This window comes from Nonomuraea sp. NPDC049750 (genome assembly GCF_040659625.1).
Lineage (GTDB): Bacteria > Actinomycetota > Actinomycetes > Streptosporangiales > Streptosporangiaceae > Nonomuraea.
Genome location: NZ_JBFANB010000020.1, coordinates 32,670 through 47,361, shown reverse-complemented (window position 1 = coordinate 47,361; position 14,692 = coordinate 32,670). Strand labels below are relative to the sequence as shown.

Annotated in this window: 15 protein-coding genes; 5 read left to right on the top strand and 10 right to left on the bottom strand. The window is 70.5% G+C overall.

What is annotated here, in order from left to right:
• Positions 1 to 160 precede the first annotated feature (160 nt).
• The gene (locus AB0J16_RS38925; RefSeq protein ID WP_358549427.1) at positions 161 to 793 is read right to left on the bottom strand and encodes a hypothetical protein; all 633 of its coding nucleotides are present in this window, start codon (positions 791 to 793) and stop codon (positions 161 to 163) included.
• 490 nt (positions 794 to 1,283) lie between these two features.
• On the opposite strand from AB0J16_RS38925, the gene AB0J16_RS38920 reads away from it, so the two are divergent.
• The 3 genes from AB0J16_RS38920 (at position 1,284) to AB0J16_RS38910 (ending at position 4,868) form a co-directional block, all read left to right on the top strand.
• Positions 1,284 to 2,279 carry an Lrp/AsnC family transcriptional regulator gene (locus AB0J16_RS38920; RefSeq protein ID WP_358549424.1) on the top strand — a complete coding sequence of 332 codons (996 nt, stop codon included), beginning with the start codon at positions 1,284 to 1,286 and terminating at the stop codon, positions 2,277 to 2,279.
• 161 nt (positions 2,280 to 2,440) lie between these two features.
• A complete protein-coding gene (locus AB0J16_RS38915; protein ID WP_358549422.1) occupies positions 2,441 to 3,646 on the top strand; it encodes an NAD(P)/FAD-dependent oxidoreductase in 1,206 nt (401 codons plus the stop codon).
• Positions 3,647 to 4,106: 460 nt separating this feature from the next.
• A complete protein-coding gene (locus tag AB0J16_RS38910; protein ID WP_358549420.1) occupies positions 4,107 to 4,868 on the top strand; it encodes an SDR family oxidoreductase in 762 nt (253 codons plus the stop codon).
• A 27-nt stretch (positions 4,869 to 4,895) separates the two neighbouring features.
• Here the strand turns inward: AB0J16_RS38910 and AB0J16_RS38905 are convergent, their stop codons facing one another.
• The 4 genes from AB0J16_RS38905 to AB0J16_RS38890 all read right to left on the bottom strand — a co-directional run bounded on the left by AB0J16_RS38905 (position 4,896) and on the right by AB0J16_RS38890 (position 8,278).
• Positions 4,896 to 5,366, bottom strand: a complete 471-nt coding sequence (locus AB0J16_RS38905; RefSeq protein ID WP_358549418.1) for a pyridoxamine 5'-phosphate oxidase family protein — start codon at positions 5,364 to 5,366, stop codon at positions 4,896 to 4,898.
• Positions 5,367 to 5,499: 133 nt separating this feature from the next.
• A complete protein-coding gene (locus AB0J16_RS38900) occupies positions 5,500 to 6,267 on the bottom strand; it encodes an ATP-binding cassette domain-containing protein (protein WP_358549415.1) in 768 nt (255 codons plus the stop codon).
• Positions 6,264 to 7,298 (bottom strand): ABC transporter permease, encoded by a 1,035-nt coding sequence (locus tag AB0J16_RS38895; RefSeq protein WP_358549412.1) that lies wholly within the window; start codon positions 7,296 to 7,298, stop codon positions 6,264 to 6,266. The genes AB0J16_RS38900 and AB0J16_RS38895 overlap by 4 nt, the downstream gene beginning before the upstream one ends.
• Positions 7,295 to 8,278 (bottom strand): sugar ABC transporter substrate-binding protein, encoded by a 984-nt coding sequence (locus tag AB0J16_RS38890; protein ID WP_358549410.1) that lies wholly within the window; start codon positions 8,276 to 8,278, stop codon positions 7,295 to 7,297. Before AB0J16_RS38890 ends, AB0J16_RS38895 begins: the two co-directional genes overlap by 4 nt.
• Positions 8,279 to 8,517: 239 nt before the next feature.
• On the opposite strand from AB0J16_RS38890, the gene AB0J16_RS38885 reads away from it, so the two are divergent.
• Positions 8,518 to 9,162: a TetR/AcrR family transcriptional regulator gene (locus AB0J16_RS38885; protein ID WP_358549407.1), complete on the top strand. Its 645-nt coding sequence runs from the start codon at positions 8,518 to 8,520 to the stop codon at positions 9,160 to 9,162.
• A 35-nt stretch (positions 9,163 to 9,197) separates the two neighbouring features.
• On the opposite strand, the gene AB0J16_RS38880 is transcribed toward AB0J16_RS38885, so the two are convergent.
• The 4 genes from AB0J16_RS38880 to AB0J16_RS38865 form a co-directional block, all read right to left on the bottom strand.
• The gene (locus AB0J16_RS38880; protein WP_358549405.1) at positions 9,198 to 9,434 is read right to left on the bottom strand and encodes a hypothetical protein; all 237 of its coding nucleotides are present in this window, start codon (positions 9,432 to 9,434) and stop codon (positions 9,198 to 9,200) included.
• 26 nt (positions 9,435 to 9,460) lie between these two features.
• Positions 9,461 to 10,798, bottom strand: coding sequence for a TRAP transporter large permease subunit (locus AB0J16_RS38875; RefSeq protein WP_358549402.1), 1,338 nt, complete (start codon positions 10,796 to 10,798; stop codon positions 9,461 to 9,463).
• A gap of 154 nt (positions 10,799 to 10,952) precedes the next feature.
• On the bottom strand, positions 10,953 to 11,780 hold the full coding sequence (locus AB0J16_RS38870; protein ID WP_358549399.1) for a CoA ester lyase: 828 nt from the start codon (positions 11,778 to 11,780) through the stop codon (positions 10,953 to 10,955).
• Entirely contained in the window at positions 11,777 to 12,964 is a 1,188-nt protein-coding gene (locus AB0J16_RS38865; protein ID WP_358549397.1) for a CoA transferase, read from the bottom strand. Before AB0J16_RS38865 ends, AB0J16_RS38870 begins: the two co-directional genes overlap by 4 nt.
• A gap of 95 nt (positions 12,965 to 13,059) precedes the next feature.
• On the opposite strand from AB0J16_RS38865, the gene AB0J16_RS38860 reads away from it, so the two are divergent.
• A complete protein-coding gene (locus AB0J16_RS38860) occupies positions 13,060 to 13,686 on the top strand; it encodes a GntR family transcriptional regulator (RefSeq protein ID WP_358549394.1) in 627 nt (208 codons plus the stop codon).
• Positions 13,687 to 13,785: 99 nt separating this feature from the next.
• Here the strand turns inward: AB0J16_RS38860 and AB0J16_RS38855 are convergent, their stop codons facing one another.
• Positions 13,786 to 14,682, bottom strand: a complete 897-nt coding sequence (locus tag AB0J16_RS38855; RefSeq protein WP_358549391.1) for an NAD(P)H-binding protein — start codon at positions 14,680 to 14,682, stop codon at positions 13,786 to 13,788.
• Positions 14,683 to 14,692: the final 10 nt, after the last annotated feature.

The window sequence follows — 14,692 nt, the reverse complement described above, 5'->3', positions numbered from 1 at the left end:
AAGCGGCCGACCCAGGTGACCGGCCCCGGCTCCGAACGCTGACCTGGCGCTCCGGTGAACGAACACAGTGGTGACGCCGGAGCGGGAGGTCACCTCCAGCCAGGCGGCGGAGTGGTCGGTCAGCGGCGGCGGGTGGCCCAGCCGGGTGTAGCGAGTGGCGCTAGCGCACCCAGCCGGTGTAGCGTCGGCCGCCCTTCGGCTCCTCGCGCCATCCGGAACGGCGCCCTCCACCATCGGGTTCGAGTGCGGCCGTGACCGCCCGGACGAGCCAGGCGTTGACGGAGAGTCCTTCGCGACCGGCCGCCTCCTCGATGCGCGGCTTGAGGTGCTCGGGGACACGCAGCGAGATCCGTGACGTGCCGCCGTCCTCACTCTCCTGCGGCACCCCCACACCGGCCGGCGCCCCAGCCTCCGAAGCCCTCCGGGCTCCTGGAACGCCCGATTCCCCTGGAGCGCCCGCGCCGCCCGAAGCCGTCCGCCGCCGACCACCCGCCACACCGGGCAACGCGTCAAAACCGCCCTCGCCCCCGTCCTCGAACGGGCGGTCCGTAGGCGGCGGCGTCACGACGAAGGAGGGGTCGCGCCCGCGCAACCGTACGTCGACCGAGCCCGGTGCGAGCTCCCGGGTGATCTCATCGGCGGCGGCGGACAACGCCTCCAGCAGAACAAGCCGCGTCGACGACTCCAACGGCAAGGTGAGACGCTCGGCGAGGGCGCGCGCGTCATCGCCACCCGCCTCGGCGGCGACCGCGAGTTCGCGGCGCAGATTGTCGACGTACGGCGCGAGATCCATGACATCACTATGACGCCATAAAGGCGCCATGACAACCCGCGTCGCCAGCCGGAAGCGCTGCTCACCTTTGACGCCACCGCCCGTGGACGGCCCCCGCAATCGCTCCAGCCGGATCTCTCGGGTACGGGACACGACCTCACAACTGGCCGCGAATATAGCAGGACGATCACGCGTCGACGGCGGCGCGCGAGGTGGTGTCCCATCCAGTGGTGGATCAACGATCTCGTTGTGCGTTTCCTACGTGGGCGAACAGAGCCGAGCGAATGTGGAGCTACACCACTCCGCGGGACGTCATCCCGCGCCGCCCGCCGAGCTGCCGTCCCGGCGGCGACAGCGGCATGACATGCCGCTCAGGCAGCGCGGCTTGTCGCTCGGACGGGGCGACGAGCCACTCAGGCAGAGCGAGCCGTCTCTCGGGCTCCAGCCGTCGATCCCACCACCCGCGCGGCGATCATCATGCCGTCAACCGGCGCCGGAATACCGTACCCAGATGGAAACCGCCACCCTGGACCCCCTGGACCGCTGCCTGGCACACGCGCTCCAGATCGACGGCCGAGCGCCCTTCAGCAAGATCGGCGAAGTGCTCGGCGTCTCCGAGAACACCATCGCCCGCCGATACCGGCGGTTGCGTTCGGCCGGGATACTCCGCGTCGTCGGCGTGGTCGACGGGCTCCGGCTCGATCATGTCTCTTGGGCGATTCGGCTGCGCTGCACACCAGACGCCGCGAGCGCGGTCGCCACCGCCCTGGCACGCCGCAGTGACACCGCTTGGGTGAGTCTGCTCTCCGGCGGTACCGAGATCGCCTGCGGCACACTGGCCCGGACGCCGGCCGAACGCGACGCCTTCCTGCTGGAGAAACTTCCCCGCAGCCGGCAAGTGGTGGGCGTCACCGCGCACCGCATGCTGCACCGGTTCGCGGGCGGCCCGGCAGGCTGGGCGGGCCTGCGAGCGCTGTCCACCGAGCAAGCAGCCGAACTCCTCGTCGATCCGGTCGCGCATGAGGAAACCGCCTCCCCCATCGACGAAACCCTCCAGCTCGACGAGGCGGACCACGCACTGCTGGAGACCCTGTCGAAGGACGGGCGGACCACCCATACCGACCTGGCCGCGATCACCGGCTGGTCGGAGTCGACCGTACGACGGCGCATGGCACACCTGCGGCAAACCGGGATCCTCTACTTCGACGTCGACATCCCACCCGAACCCCTCGGCTTCCACGCCGAAGCATGGCTGTGGATGTCCGTGAAGCCCGCCAAGCTCGCCGCCGTGGGCGAAGCCCTGGCCCAGCACCCGGAGGTCACGGTCGCCGCCGCCACCACGGGTCCGGCCAACCTCTTCGCCGGCGTCACCTGCCGCAACTCCCGCGACCTGTATCGGTATCTGACCGAGCGCATCGGATCCTTGAAGGCCGTACGGCATGTGGAGACGGCGCCCCTGATCCGGACCGTCAAGCGAGCAGGCGCCATCCTGCCCGGCTTCCACTAGGAGGGGCCCGGTGTTCAGGAGCGGCCCGACCTGAGACCGTTCGCCGGATTCCGGCTGACCGCCTGCCCCTCATGCCGGAAACCGCCGCGTCGCAGCACCTGGATCGCCTTCGCCCCCGTCCGACGCCGACAGTTGCCGACGACCAGAAGGGAATCACCACCATGCATGTGATCGTCATCGGCGCCGGACTCGGCGGCCTGTGCCTGGCCCAACGACTGCGCCGACTCGGCATCAGCGTTTCCGTACACGAGCGGGACACCACGCCGGTCTTCCGCCACCAGGGCTACCGCCTCCACATCAACGCCGACGGCCGGCACGCCCTCGAACGCGCCCTCCCGCCACGACTTTGGCGACTCTTCCTGGCCACGACGGGGACGCCCGGCCCCCGCTCGGTATTCCTCGACGAACAACTCCTTCCGCGATGGACGGCAGAGGCGGACGCCGGACCCGCGCCCCTGGCGGCCGACCGGCTGACCCTGCGTCAGATACTGCTGTCCGGACTGGAAGACGTCGTCACCTACGGCAAGACCTGCACCGGCTTCCAAACCACCCCCACCGACGACAGCCACATAACCGCCCACTTCGCCGACGGCAGCACCGCGACCGGCGACGTACTGGTAGCCGCCGACGGCGTGAACTCCGTCATCCGCCGCCAGCGCCTCCCCCACGCCCGCGTCATCGACACCGGCCTGCGCCAGCTCTACGGCAGGATCCCCTTGACCGCCCAGACCAGAACCCTGTTCAGCGACGACATGTTCAACGTCTTCACCGCGATCGTCGGCCCCGGCAGCGCCTTCGTCGGCGTGGCTCCAGTGGAGTTCCCGGAGCCGATGGACCAGGCCGTCGCCCGGCACGCCCCCGACGTCCAGCTCCACGACGTACGGGACTACATGGACGTACGGGACTACATGACCGTCAGCTTCGGAATCCGCCGCGAGCACCTACCCCGCACCGACGACGAACTCCACCGGATGACCGGCGCCGAACTCCGCGCGATGGTGCTGGAGCTGATCGACGGCTGGCATCCCCGCGTCCAGCGCATCGTGCGGGAGTGGGATCCGGCCAGCATCTTCCCCGCCGTCCTGCGTACCAGCGTCCCCATCGAGCCATGGCCCACCAGCGCCGTCACCCTGCTCGGTGACGCCATCCACGCGATGAGCCCGGCCGGTGGGGTGGGCGCCAACACCGCGCTGCGCGACGCGGCCACGCTGGCGGACGCACTGAACGAGGCGGCACACGGACGCCCGCTGGTCGCGGCACTGCGCGAATACGAAACCGCGATGACCGGCTACGGGTTCGCCGCAGTACGCGCCTCCGCCGACAACGGCCACCGCTTCCTCGGCCAGAACCCGCTCCCCACCGCATGAACCCCGAGCCACCGCCCCTACGAAGACCCGGTGCGGAGGCCCCGTTGGTGCTGACTCGGACGCCTGAGAGCCGGCAACCCGCCGGCCCTGGCAGCAGGGCAATCCGCCGGTAAGCGGCGAAAGGCCCGGTCCACCGCTTCCTCCCATCGGGGGCGGTGACCGGTTCGTCGCCCGATGTGGTGGGTGGGGAGCAGCAGGCTGAGTCGGTCTCCTTGGTCAGGGTGTCGGCGTTGCCCTTGCGCCTCGTGAACTGGCAGGCGCCGCGGGCGTTGACCGGCGTCCGCCACCATCGGCCTGTCTGCGAACGAGGTGGACGTTGGACGGACACTGGCGCCGACCTGGCCGGCCCGCACCCCGACAATCTCCTGGAAGACTCCCCGGTCGTAAGATCAACAACCCCATGCCCTCCGGCCCTGCCCCGTCGGGGACAGCCGTGCGCCGGATGCTAGCTTGACCCTTCGTGTCTGACTATCTTCGTAATCTTTTCTCCCTGGACGGTCGGCGAGCCCTGGTGACCGGCGGCAGTTCAGGAATCGGTTATGCCATGGCCGAGGCGATCGGCCGCGCCGGGGCCGAAGTGGTGATCGTGGCTCGCCGGGAGGCCGAGCTCGACAAGGCCGTACACCAGCTGCGGCAGCACGGCGTGACCGCCTCCCGCATCAGCGCCGACCTCGGCGACCGCGCGGCCGTGGAGCGGGTCTGCGCCGGCGCCGGCCAGATCGACATTCTGGTCAACGATGCCGCCAACAACATCCGCAAGCCCATGGCCGAGCTCACCGACGACGACTATGAGCAGACCATCGCGGTCAACCTGACCGCCCCCTACCTGTTCGGCCAGCACTTCGGGCCGAGCATGGCCGAGCGGGGCTGGGGGCGGATCATCAATGTGGGCTCCCAGCAGACCGTCAGCGCCTTCGGCAACAGCGGTGTGTATGGTGCGGCCAAGGCCGGGATCGGCGGCCTCACGCGGTCGCAGGCCGAAGCCTGGTCAAGCCAGGGCGTATGCGTCAACACGATCATCCCCGGATTCGTGCTGACGCCGCTGACCGAGCCGGCTCAGGCCATCCCCGGCCGCGTCGAGGCGCTCGCCGCGCGCCACATGGTCGCCCGTAACGGCGTGCCAGACGATTTCGCCGGTGCCGCGGTGTTTCTGGCCGGTGACGCCTCCGCGTTTGTCACCGGCCAGATGCTGTTTGTTGACGGTGGCTTTTTCGTGCATTGAATCAGCCGAGCGCCTTTACTTTGTAGATTACTTGCGGCGGATATGTCGCACCTCCGCGCCTTCGTGCCAGGTGTCGATGACCAGTTCGTCGCCTTCGACCCGAGTCCACACCACCTCAGACAGGTCGATCCTGAACAGGTGCGAGTCGGTGCTGGGCAGGCCCGCCTCGGCCAGCACCTTCGGGTCGGTGACCTCCACCGCCCGGCCGGCCAGTTTCACGTCGCCGGCCCATGACGACGGATCCGCCTCATCAGGGTCGGGCGAGGTGACGTGGATGGCCATGCGCGAATCTCGCCGCAGGTCGAGCGCCTTGACCGCACCGGGCATGGACCCCATCCACAGCTCACCGCCGTCCAGGCGCGACTCGGTGCCGCTCACCCTGGGAGAGCCGTCCTTACGGAGCGTGGCCAGCACCTTGTGCTTGTGACGCTCCATCAACCCCCGAGCGACCGCCGCCAGCTCGGGGGCCTGGATCTCGAACTCTTTCCACGACGTCATGTGAGCATCATGAACGATGGCACCGACAGAACCCGGCCGGGAGGTACGGGCCCACCGCGTCCATGCCAACGGTCGCGGTCAAGACGTCGCGGTCAAGACGATGTTCTGACGGCTCGGCAGCACGTTCCCGCGCTCAGTCCCCGTCCGGCTCCTGGGACAGTTCGTGCGACAGCTGTTCCAGCTCCGCTCCCCCCGCCATCAGCCCCGTCAGCTCCTCCCGCGTGATGTCCCCCTTGCCGTACTCCCCCAGGCTCGTCCCTCGGTTGAGCAGCAGGAACCGGTCCCCCACCGGATAGGCGTGGTGCGGGTTGTGCGTGATGAAGACCACGCCGAGGCCCCGGTCGCGGGCCCTGGCGATGTAGCGCAGGACGACGCCCGCCTGCTTGACGCCCAGCGCCGAGGTCGGCTCGTCGAGGATGAGCACCCGGGCGCCGAAGTGGACGGCCCTGGCGATCGCCACCGACTGCCGCTCGCCGCCCGACAGCGTGCCGACGGGCTGGTCGACGTCGCGGATGTCGATGCCCATGGCCCGCAGCTCCTCGCGGGCCACCCGCCGGGCCGTGGCGACGTCGAAGGCCAGGCCCTTGCGGGGTTCGGAGCCGAGGAAGAAGTTCCGCCAGACCGACATGAGGGGGATCATCGCCAGGTCCTGGTAGACGGTGGCGATGCCGCGGTCCAGCGCCTCGCGCGGGCTGCCGAAGCGCACCTCGGCGCCGTCCACGAGGAAGGAGCCGGTGTCGTGCTGGTGCACCCCGGCGAGGATCTTGATGAGCGTCGACTTGCCGGCGCCGTTGTCGCCGAGGACGCAGGTGACCTGGCCCGCCTCGACGCTCATCGACACCTCGCGCAGCGCCAGAACCGAGCCGAAGGTCTTGCCGATGTCGCGCGTCTGGATGATCAATGTTTCACCTCCTCGGCGTAGCGCCGGACCAGGCGGTTGGCCAGCGTGGCCAGCAGGAGCATGGCGCCGAGGAAGAACTTGAACCAGTCGGCGTCCCAGCCCAGGAAGACGATGCCCTTGTCGGCCATGCCGAAGATGACCGCGCCGATGGCGGCGCCGATCGCCGAGCCGTACCCGCCCGTGAGCAGGCACCCGCCGATCACGGCGGCGATGATGTAGATGAACTCCTGCCCGATGCCGATGTTGGCCTGCACGGAGGTGTAGCGCAGGGCCAGGATCGAGCCGACGAGCCAGGCGGCGACCGCGGTGGTCATGAACAGTGCGATCTTGGTACGGGCGGCGGGCACGCCGACCGCGCGGGCGGCCTGCTCGTTGCCGCCGACCGCGAAGATCCAGTTGCCCGCCCTGGAACGCATGAGCACCCAGGTCGCCGCGGCGGTGACCAGCACCCACCACAGGATCGCCACGCGAAAGGAGGTGCCGCCGATGTCGATGGTGCCCGCGAAGATCGTCCGGGCGCTCTCGTAGCCCGCCGCCCTGCGCAGTCCGCTGACCTGTACGGTGCCGGTCAGGGCCTTGGTGACGCCCAGGTTGATGCCCTGCAGCATGAGGAACGTGCCCAGCGTCACGATGAAGCTGGGCAGCCGCGTCCTGGTGACCACCAGCCCGTTGGCCAGCCCGATGAGCAGCGCGACGACCAGTCCGACGAGCATGGCCGTCCACACGTCGAAGCCGTAGCGGGTGGCGAGCGTGACCAGGATGAGCCCGGTCGTGCCGGTCAGCACGCCGGCCGACAGGTCGAACTCGCCGCCGATCATCAGCAGCGCGATGGCGACGGCCATGATGCCGAGCGTCGCGGCCGGGTCGAGCCAGTTCGCGATGCCCGCCGGCGAGCGGAACACCGGTGACTGGGCGGCGAAGAAGGCGAACACCGCGACCAGGCCGACGACCGCCCCCAGTTCCGGGCGGATCAGCAGCCGGCGGGCCAGGCCGACGCTGCCGATCCGTTCATCGGCGGGAACAGTGGTCACCTGGTGCCCGCTTCTGCCAGTTTGGCCACCTGCTCGGCGTTGTCCTTGGTCACGAAGCCGGGGCCGGTGTTGACGGGCAGGCCGCCGCCGACGGTGTTGAGGTTGTTCTTGTACAGGTAGAGGAAGACGATCGGCAGGTAGCCCTGCAGGTACTGCTGCTGGTCCACGGCGAACAGGATCTCGCCGTCCTTGATCGCGGCGACCACGTCGCCCGACAGGTCGAACGTGCCCAGCTTGGTCTGCGTCCCGGCGTCCTTGATGGCGTCGCGGGCGGCGATGGCGACCGCCGGGTTGAGCGTGAGCACACCGTTGAGCTGCTTGTCGGACTGCAGCTTGGCGGTGACCTTGGAGGTCACGTCCGCCAGGTTGCTCACGTCGACCTGCAGCCGCTCGACCGTGCCGCCCAGCGTGGCCTCGGCGCCCTTGCACCGCTGGTCGAGGCCGACGTTGCCGGCCTCGTGGATGACGCACAGCAGCTTGGTGACGCCGGCCGCCTTGAGCTGTTCGCCCGCGCCGCGCCCGGCCACCTCCTCGGACTGCCCGACGTGGGTGATGGCGCCGAACGCCTTGGAGGAGTCGGCGCCGGAGTTGATCGTCACGACGGGGATCTTGGCGGCGACGGCCTTGCCGATGGCCTCCTTGAGGGCGTCGGGGTTGGCCATGGACACCACGACGCCGTCGACCTTCTCCGAAACCGCCTGGTCGATGAGCTGCGACTGCTTGGCCGGGTCGCCGTCGCCCTGGTAGGTGACCTTCGCGGCGTACTGCTTGCCGGCGGCCTCGGCGCCGTTCTTGACCACGTCCCAGAAGGAGTCTCCGGGTCCGGCGTGGGTGATGACGGCGAAGGTGCCGCCGCTCGCCGCGGCGGGCGCGGATCCTGCGGCGGGTGCGCTGCTCTGCGCGGCGGGTTGCGGCGCAGAGGAACAGCCGCTCAACGCCAGAGCGCCCAGCAACGCCACCACGATCGGGATTCGTCTCATCCGACACCTCCAAGACCAACGGGCTCGTCCCTGGTTCTACCCCAATGTCATCTGCTTGTATAGACATGCGGACCAATGGTGACAATCATGGTTTCGTCCTGATGTCAGGACATGATGGTCGCCACGCACTCCAGGAAGGACGAGCGACAAGGAGCCGCGATCACCCTCGATTCTACGCCGCCTACCTGGCCGAACCCCAGAGAGTAGAACGGAATCGTACGTTCCCGTATGCTGAGAGGATGACGACCTCAGCACCGATGAGCGGCCGCAAGGCGCAGGCCGCCCGCAACGACGCGTTGATCCTCCAGGCGGCACGGGCGGTGTTCACCGCCGACCCGGGCGCCCCGATCGCCGCCGTGGCCGAGCGGGCGGGCGTCGGGATCAGCGCACTCTATCGCCGCTATCCCAGCAAAGAGGCCCTGTTGCAGAAGCTCTGCTTCGACGGGCTGATGGTGTACATCGCCGCCTCGGAGAAGGCGCTGGCCGACCAGGGCGACCCCTGGGACGCCTTCGCCACGTACATGCGGGAGATCGTCGAGGCCGACACCCACTCCCTGACGATCGCGCTGGCCGGGACGTTCCAGCCGACGGAGGAGCTGTACCAGGCCGCCGTACGGGCCAGTGACCTGGCGACCCAGGTGCACGGCAAGGCGTCCACCGCCGGTGTGCTGCGGCAGGACGTCACGGTGTCGGACGTGGCGCTGCTGTTCGAGCAGCTGGCCTCGGTCAAGCTGGGCGAGCACGAGCGCACCGAGCAGCTGCGGCACCGCTACCTGGCGCTGCTGCTCGACTCGCTGCGGCGGCCGCCGGCCCATCGGCCGCTGCCCGGCCCGCCGCCGCAGGACGCCGAACTGCGCGCCCGCTGGACGCCCGGCTCGCCCTGATCCCGCCTCCGTTCTTCCCGCGTCCACCGGAAGCCTCAGTCCTCCCCCGCCTTCCAGTGGAACAGGTACGACATCACGAAGCCGAACAGCCCGGTGACCCCGGCCGCCACGGTCATCGCCATGCCGAGGCTCGACACGGCGCCGGAGACCAGCCCCGGGGTGCCGGCGACCAGGCCGACGGCCTGGATCAGCACCACCACGACGCCGAGGACGAGGAAGGCGACGAGCCCGATCTTGAACAGCGCCATCGTCACGCGCTTGAGGGTGTCCATTGCGGATTCCTTTCGGGGAGATCGGATCAGATCGGCAGCACGCCGGTCGCCACCAGCACGCCGAGGGCCAGGATCGGGATGACGAACCAGATGATGAGCCGTCCGAAGGTCCTGGCCGGGTCCACCCCGGCGATGCCGCTGGCGATGTAGATGGGGGCCGCGCCGGGCGGAGAGGCGCCCTCGGTGGAGGCGAAGATCATGATGGCGGTGGCCGCGGCCACGGGCGAGACCCCGGCCGCCGTCAGGGCGCTGAAGGCCACCCCGCCGACGGCGGCGATCGTCGCGCTCCCGGTCAGCGGCGCCGCGATGATCACGATCAGCAGCCCGACCAGCGTGGCGATGACGGCGACCGGCGCGTTCAGCCCCTTCATGATGGCGGTGAGCTGGTCGACCAGGCCGAGCTCGCCCAGGCTGGCCGCGGCCGCGAAGGCGAAGAACAGCGTCGCGCCGATCACGGCGTAGCGCGGGGCCATGTCGCCCAGCAGCTCGTTCCAGGCCCGCCCGGTGCGCGGCAGCCGCTTCCAGGCCACGGCCAGCGTGGCCAGGATGGTCAGGACGGGGATCCAGACGACGATGCTGATGTCGTCCGCGGCCTCGCCGACGCGCGACTCCATCCACTTGATACCGAAGTCGAGGGTCATGACCACCGGTACGGCGATGCCCGCGTACACCAGCAGCGACGTCCACCCGGCGCGCAGGGCGGCCCGCAACGGGATCAGGTCGGCGGCGTCGGTGGCCTCGATCCGGTGGCGCCGTACCCAGACGAACACGACGACGAAGCGGTAGAGCACGGTCCACAGCCCGCCGACGAGCGCGGGTACGAACAGCTGGTCGGCCGTCAGCACGGGCGCCACGGCGGCCGAGCCGAGCAGCAGGAACATCGACGAGCTCGGCGGGATCGAGATGCCCAGCCCGGCGTTGCCCGCTACCAGCGCGGCGGCCAGGTCGGGCCGCCAGTTGGACCTGGTCATCCAGGGGATCGTCACCGACCCCACCGAGGCGGCGATGCCGGACCCGGACCCGGCGGGCCCGCCGAGCAGCGCCGCGGCGGAGGTGGAGACGTACCCGGCACCGCCGCGCAGCCGCCCGAAGATCGAGTTGAGGACGGTCACCTGCTCCTGGATCAGCCCCAGTTTGGTGAGCAGGTAGCCCATGAACACGAAGGCCAGGGCGGCGAAGACGACCTCCTCGGCCAGCGCGTCGGAGATGCCCGCCCAGGCCAGGCTGAGGAAGCCGGTACCGCCGAACAGGCACACCCCGAGGAAACCGATGAGCATGGCCTCACCGATGTTGCGTTTCAGGACGCCGTTCCAGACGACGATGATGGCGATATAGGCGACGAGCGCCCAGACGGCGATGCCCATGGCGAAATGGCCTCCGTTGGGGGTGGTGGCGAAAAGGGAGCTGCGGCTTGTGGAGTCGGCGCTCGGGCGCGGAAAAGCCGGCCGCGGCGAAAGATCGGCCTTCGAGGGCGGAAACCAGCCGCCGCGAACGCGCGGAACCGGCCGCTGTGAAAGGTCAGTCCTCGGGCGCGAGCCGCTCGGCGAGGTCTAACGTACGGCGGGCTTTGGCGACGATCGGCGCGTCGACGAAGCGGCCGTCGGGCAGCGCGACGGCGCCCGCCCCGGCCCGCTCGGCCTGCTCGGCCGCCTGGACGATCTCGGCGGCCCGCTCCGTCTCCTCCCGTGTGGGAGCGAACGCCCGCCTGATCACCGGGATCTGGCGGGGATGGATCGCGGTCCTGCCGAACAGGCCCAGCGCGCGGCCCGCCCGGCAGGAGGCCGCCAGACCGGCCTCGTCCTTGACGTCGGGGTAGACCGACATCGGCACGGGCGGCAGTCCGGCGGCCGCGGCGGCGATGACCGTCTGGAGCCGCAGGTGGTTCATGGCGCTCTCGTCGGTGATCGACAGCTCGGCGGCCAGGTCCTGCTCGCCGAGCGCGATGCCCGCCACGGCCGGGTGGGCGGCGATGGTGTGCGCGGCGACGATCCCGGCCGCGGACTCCAGCAGCGCGTACGCCCTGACGCCCAGCCCGTCCAGGACGGCGGCCGACTCGACCTTGGGCAGCCGGACCGCGTCGAGCCCCGGCAGGCCGGCCAGCGCGTCGAGGTCGTCGCGCCCGCGCCCGCCCGCCAGGTCGTTGATCCTGACGTGCATCTCGACGGATCCGCTACGGCCTCGGCTCGCCAGGTAGGCGGCGGCGTTGGCCCTGGCCTCGTCCTTGCGGGCGGGCGCGACCGCGTCCTCCAGGTCGATGATGACCACGTCCGCCCCGGAGGCGGCGGCCTTGTCGAACCGCTCGGGCCGGTCGCCGGGGACGTACAGCCAGGTGACGGGGGTGCTCACGCGATCACCCCGTCCTCGCGCAGCCGGGCGATCTCCTCGGCCCCGTAGGCGAGCTCGCCGAGCACCTGGTCGGTGTCCTGGCCGAGGGGCCGTCCCGGCCAGGAGATCGCGCCGGGTGTGTCGGACAGGCGGAACAGCACGTTCTGCATGGTGACCGTGCCCAGTTCCTCGTCCGGCACCTCGATGAAGGTGTCGAGGGCGGCGTACTGCGGGTCCTTGGCGATGTCGGAGACGTCGTAGATGGGGGCGACCGCCGCCTGGGCCTCCTTGAAGCGGGCGATGACCTCGTCGGCGTCGCGTTCGGCGATCCAGGAGGCGACGGCCTCGTCGAGTTCGTCGACGTGCTGGACCCGGCCCTGGCCGCTGGCGAACCAGGGCTGCTCGACCAGGTCGGGTCGGCCGACCAGGGTGACCACGCGTTCGGCGATGGGCTGGGCGCTGGTGGAGATGGCCAGCCAGCGGCCGTCGCGGGTGCGGTAGGTGTTGCGCGGCGCGTTGCTGCTGGAGCGGTTGCCGGTGCGCTGGGGCACGACGCCGAGCGCCTTGTACGCGCTCATCTGCGGGCCCAGGATGCCCAGGATCGGCTCGATGATGGCCATGTCGACGACCTGGCCGCGCCCGGTCTGCTCGCGGGCGCGCAGGGCGACCATGATCGCGTACGACATGGCCAGCCCGGCGATGCCGTCGGCCAGGGCCAGGGGCGGCAGGGTGGGCGGGCCGTCCGGCTGGCCGGTCATGGCCGCGAACCCGCTCATCGCCTCGGCCAGCGTGCCGAACCCCGGCTGGCTCGACATCGGGCCGAACTGCCCGAAGCCGGTCATCCGCGCCACGATCAGGCGGGGGTTGATGTCCATGAGGTCGGCGGGGGCCAGGCCCCAGCGTTCCAGGGTGCCGGGGCGGAAGTTCTCGACCAGGACATCGGAGCGTTCGACCAGGCGGCGCAGGATCTCCTGTCCCTCGGCGCGCGACAGGTCGACGGCGGCGGCGCGCTTGTTGCGCGACAGCGTCTTCCACCACAGGCCCACCCCGTCGACCGAGGCGCCGTGCCCGCGCGAGGGGTCGCCGCGGCGGGGATGCTCGATCTTGATCACGTCGGCGCCGAAGTCGCCGAGCATCATCGCGGTGGATGGCCCGGCGAACAACGTCGCGGCGTCGATGACCCGCAGGTCGGCGAGGCTCGTCATAACGGTGTAACTTATAAGAAATATGTCATAGGTCAATACGCTTCTCAGATTGCGGGACACTGATGGTCATGCCGACCAGCGAGCCGCGTCCTCCCATGAGCAAAGCCGAATACGTCTACAACGTGCTGCTCGAGGAGATCCGCACGGCCAGGATCCCCGGTGGCACCGCCCTGCGCGCCGGAGCGGTGGCCCGCAGGCTCGGCGTCTCGGTCACGCCGGTCCGCGAGGCGCTGCGCAGGCTGGAGAAGGACCGGCTGATCAGCTACGAGGCCCACCACGGCGCGACCGTGGTCGACCTGGGCGACGACGCGGTGGAGGAGTACTACGGCCTGCGGGCGGTCGTCGAGGGCCTGGGCGCCCGGCTGGCCGCCACCCGGATCACCGCCGCCGACCTGGCCGCGCTGCGCGAGCTGCACGCCTCGATGATCCGCGACGCCGAAGAGGGCCGGCACGAGCGGCTGGGCGAGCAGAGCCGGCAGTTCCACCTGCGCATCGCCGACATCGGCGGCCCGGCCTTCCTCGGCCAGCACGCCAGGGCGGTCCGCGACAGCTTCCCCGTGCCCGCCGGAGCGTCGCTGTGGCTCGACGACGAGCAGGTCAAGCTGCAACTCGAAGCGCACGAGGGCATCCTGGCCGCGCTGGCCGCCGCCGACGGCGCCGCGGCCGAGCACATCATGATCGAGCACGTACGCCTGGCCGGCGACTACCGCAAGGGCCACTGACCGCCCCCAGCCGGACACCCCCGAGAAGGCGTAGACCTCGACGAACCGGCGTGCGGAGATTCTGTCACCAGGCGGTGGTCGTCACAGGTCGGGCACGCCTCACCCGGTCGCGTCGAGGGTGGGACGGAGTTCGGCCCAGGCCCATGCTCCGAGCGTCGTGTCGGTCGTGGTCACGGGGGTCCTCGGCTGCTCGGGGACGAACCCGTCGCGCAGTCCGGTCGACATGCCCATGATGGCCTCGACCCGCGCCGGGGACATGCCGGCGCCGGCCAGCGTGGCGCGCATGTCGTCGTCGCCGACGCGGTGGGCGGTGACCGTGCGGCCCAGGACGTCGCCGACCACGGCCACGACGTCGTCCCAGGACAGGTCCTGTGGTCCGTGCACGGCCTGCACCCGGCGTCCCGACCAGTCGGCGCGCAGCAGCAGGGACGCGGCCACCGCGGCGATGTCGGCCGGCGCGACCCAGGAGAACGGCTGGCCGGTGGGCAGGAGCACGGCCACGGTGCCCGAGCGGATGCTGTCGAGCTCGAACAGCAGGTTGCTGAAGAAGTAGCCGCACCGCAGGTGGGTGACGGCCAGATCGGCGTGCTTGGCGACGACCCGGTCCAGCGCCTCCTCGACAAGGGCCAGCCCGTCGATCTCACCGGCGCCCTCGCGCAACTCCGCTCCGACGCTGCTCTGCAGGACGGTGCGGGGGACACGGTTCTCGGCGACCGCGGCGGCGACGACCTCGCCGACCTCGGCGTACGCCGCGACGGGGTCGTCGGCCTCACCGGGCGGCACGACCAGGAACAGCGCGTCGACGCCGCGCGTCGCCTCGGTGACGGCCGCGGCGTCCCGCAGGTCGACCTCGCGGGCGTCGACGAGGTCGCCCCAGGTCGCGCGGGGCCTCGCGGGGTGGCGGCTCAGCAGCCGCGGACGGATGCCGGCGCGGACCAGGTGACCGACCAGGAAGCGGCCGACGTTGCCGGACGGTGCTGTGATTGCGATCTCCATGACATCCACC

What these genes read in the sequence shown, in the direction of transcription:
- AB0J16_RS38875 (WP_358549402.1), bottom strand. Translation starts at nt 10,798, where the DNA reads ATGGGCATCGCCGTCTGGGCGCTCGTCGCCTATATCGCCATCATCGTC.
- AB0J16_RS38860 (WP_358549394.1), top strand. Translation starts at nt 13,060, where the DNA reads ATGAGCAAAGCCGAATACGTCTACAACGTGCTGCTCGAGGAGATCCGC.
- AB0J16_RS38880 (WP_358549405.1), bottom strand. Translation starts at nt 9,434, where the DNA reads ATGGACACCCTCAAGCGCGTGACGATGGCGCTGTTCAAGATCGGGCTC.
- AB0J16_RS38890 (WP_358549410.1), bottom strand. Translation starts at nt 8,278, where the DNA reads ATGAGACGAATCCCGATCGTGGTGGCGTTGCTGGGCGCTCTGGCGTTG.
- AB0J16_RS38885 (WP_358549407.1), top strand. Translation starts at nt 8,518, where the DNA reads ATGACGACCTCAGCACCGATGAGCGGCCGCAAGGCGCAGGCCGCCCGC.
- AB0J16_RS38865 (WP_358549397.1), bottom strand. Translation starts at nt 12,964, where the DNA reads ATGACGAGCCTCGCCGACCTGCGGGTCATCGACGCCGCGACGTTGTTC.
- AB0J16_RS38915 (WP_358549422.1), top strand. Translation starts at nt 2,441, where the DNA reads ATGCATGTGATCGTCATCGGCGCCGGACTCGGCGGCCTGTGCCTGGCC.
- AB0J16_RS38905 (WP_358549418.1), bottom strand. Translation starts at nt 5,366, where the DNA reads ATGACGTCGTGGAAAGAGTTCGAGATCCAGGCCCCCGAGCTGGCGGCG.
- AB0J16_RS38925 (WP_358549427.1), bottom strand. Translation starts at nt 793, where the DNA reads ATGGATCTCGCGCCGTACGTCGACAATCTGCGCCGCGAACTCGCGGTC.
- AB0J16_RS38920 (WP_358549424.1), top strand. Translation starts at nt 1,284, where the DNA reads ATGGAAACCGCCACCCTGGACCCCCTGGACCGCTGCCTGGCACACGCG.
- AB0J16_RS38855 (WP_358549391.1), bottom strand. Translation starts at nt 14,682, where the DNA reads ATGGAGATCGCAATCACAGCACCGTCCGGCAACGTCGGCCGCTTCCTG.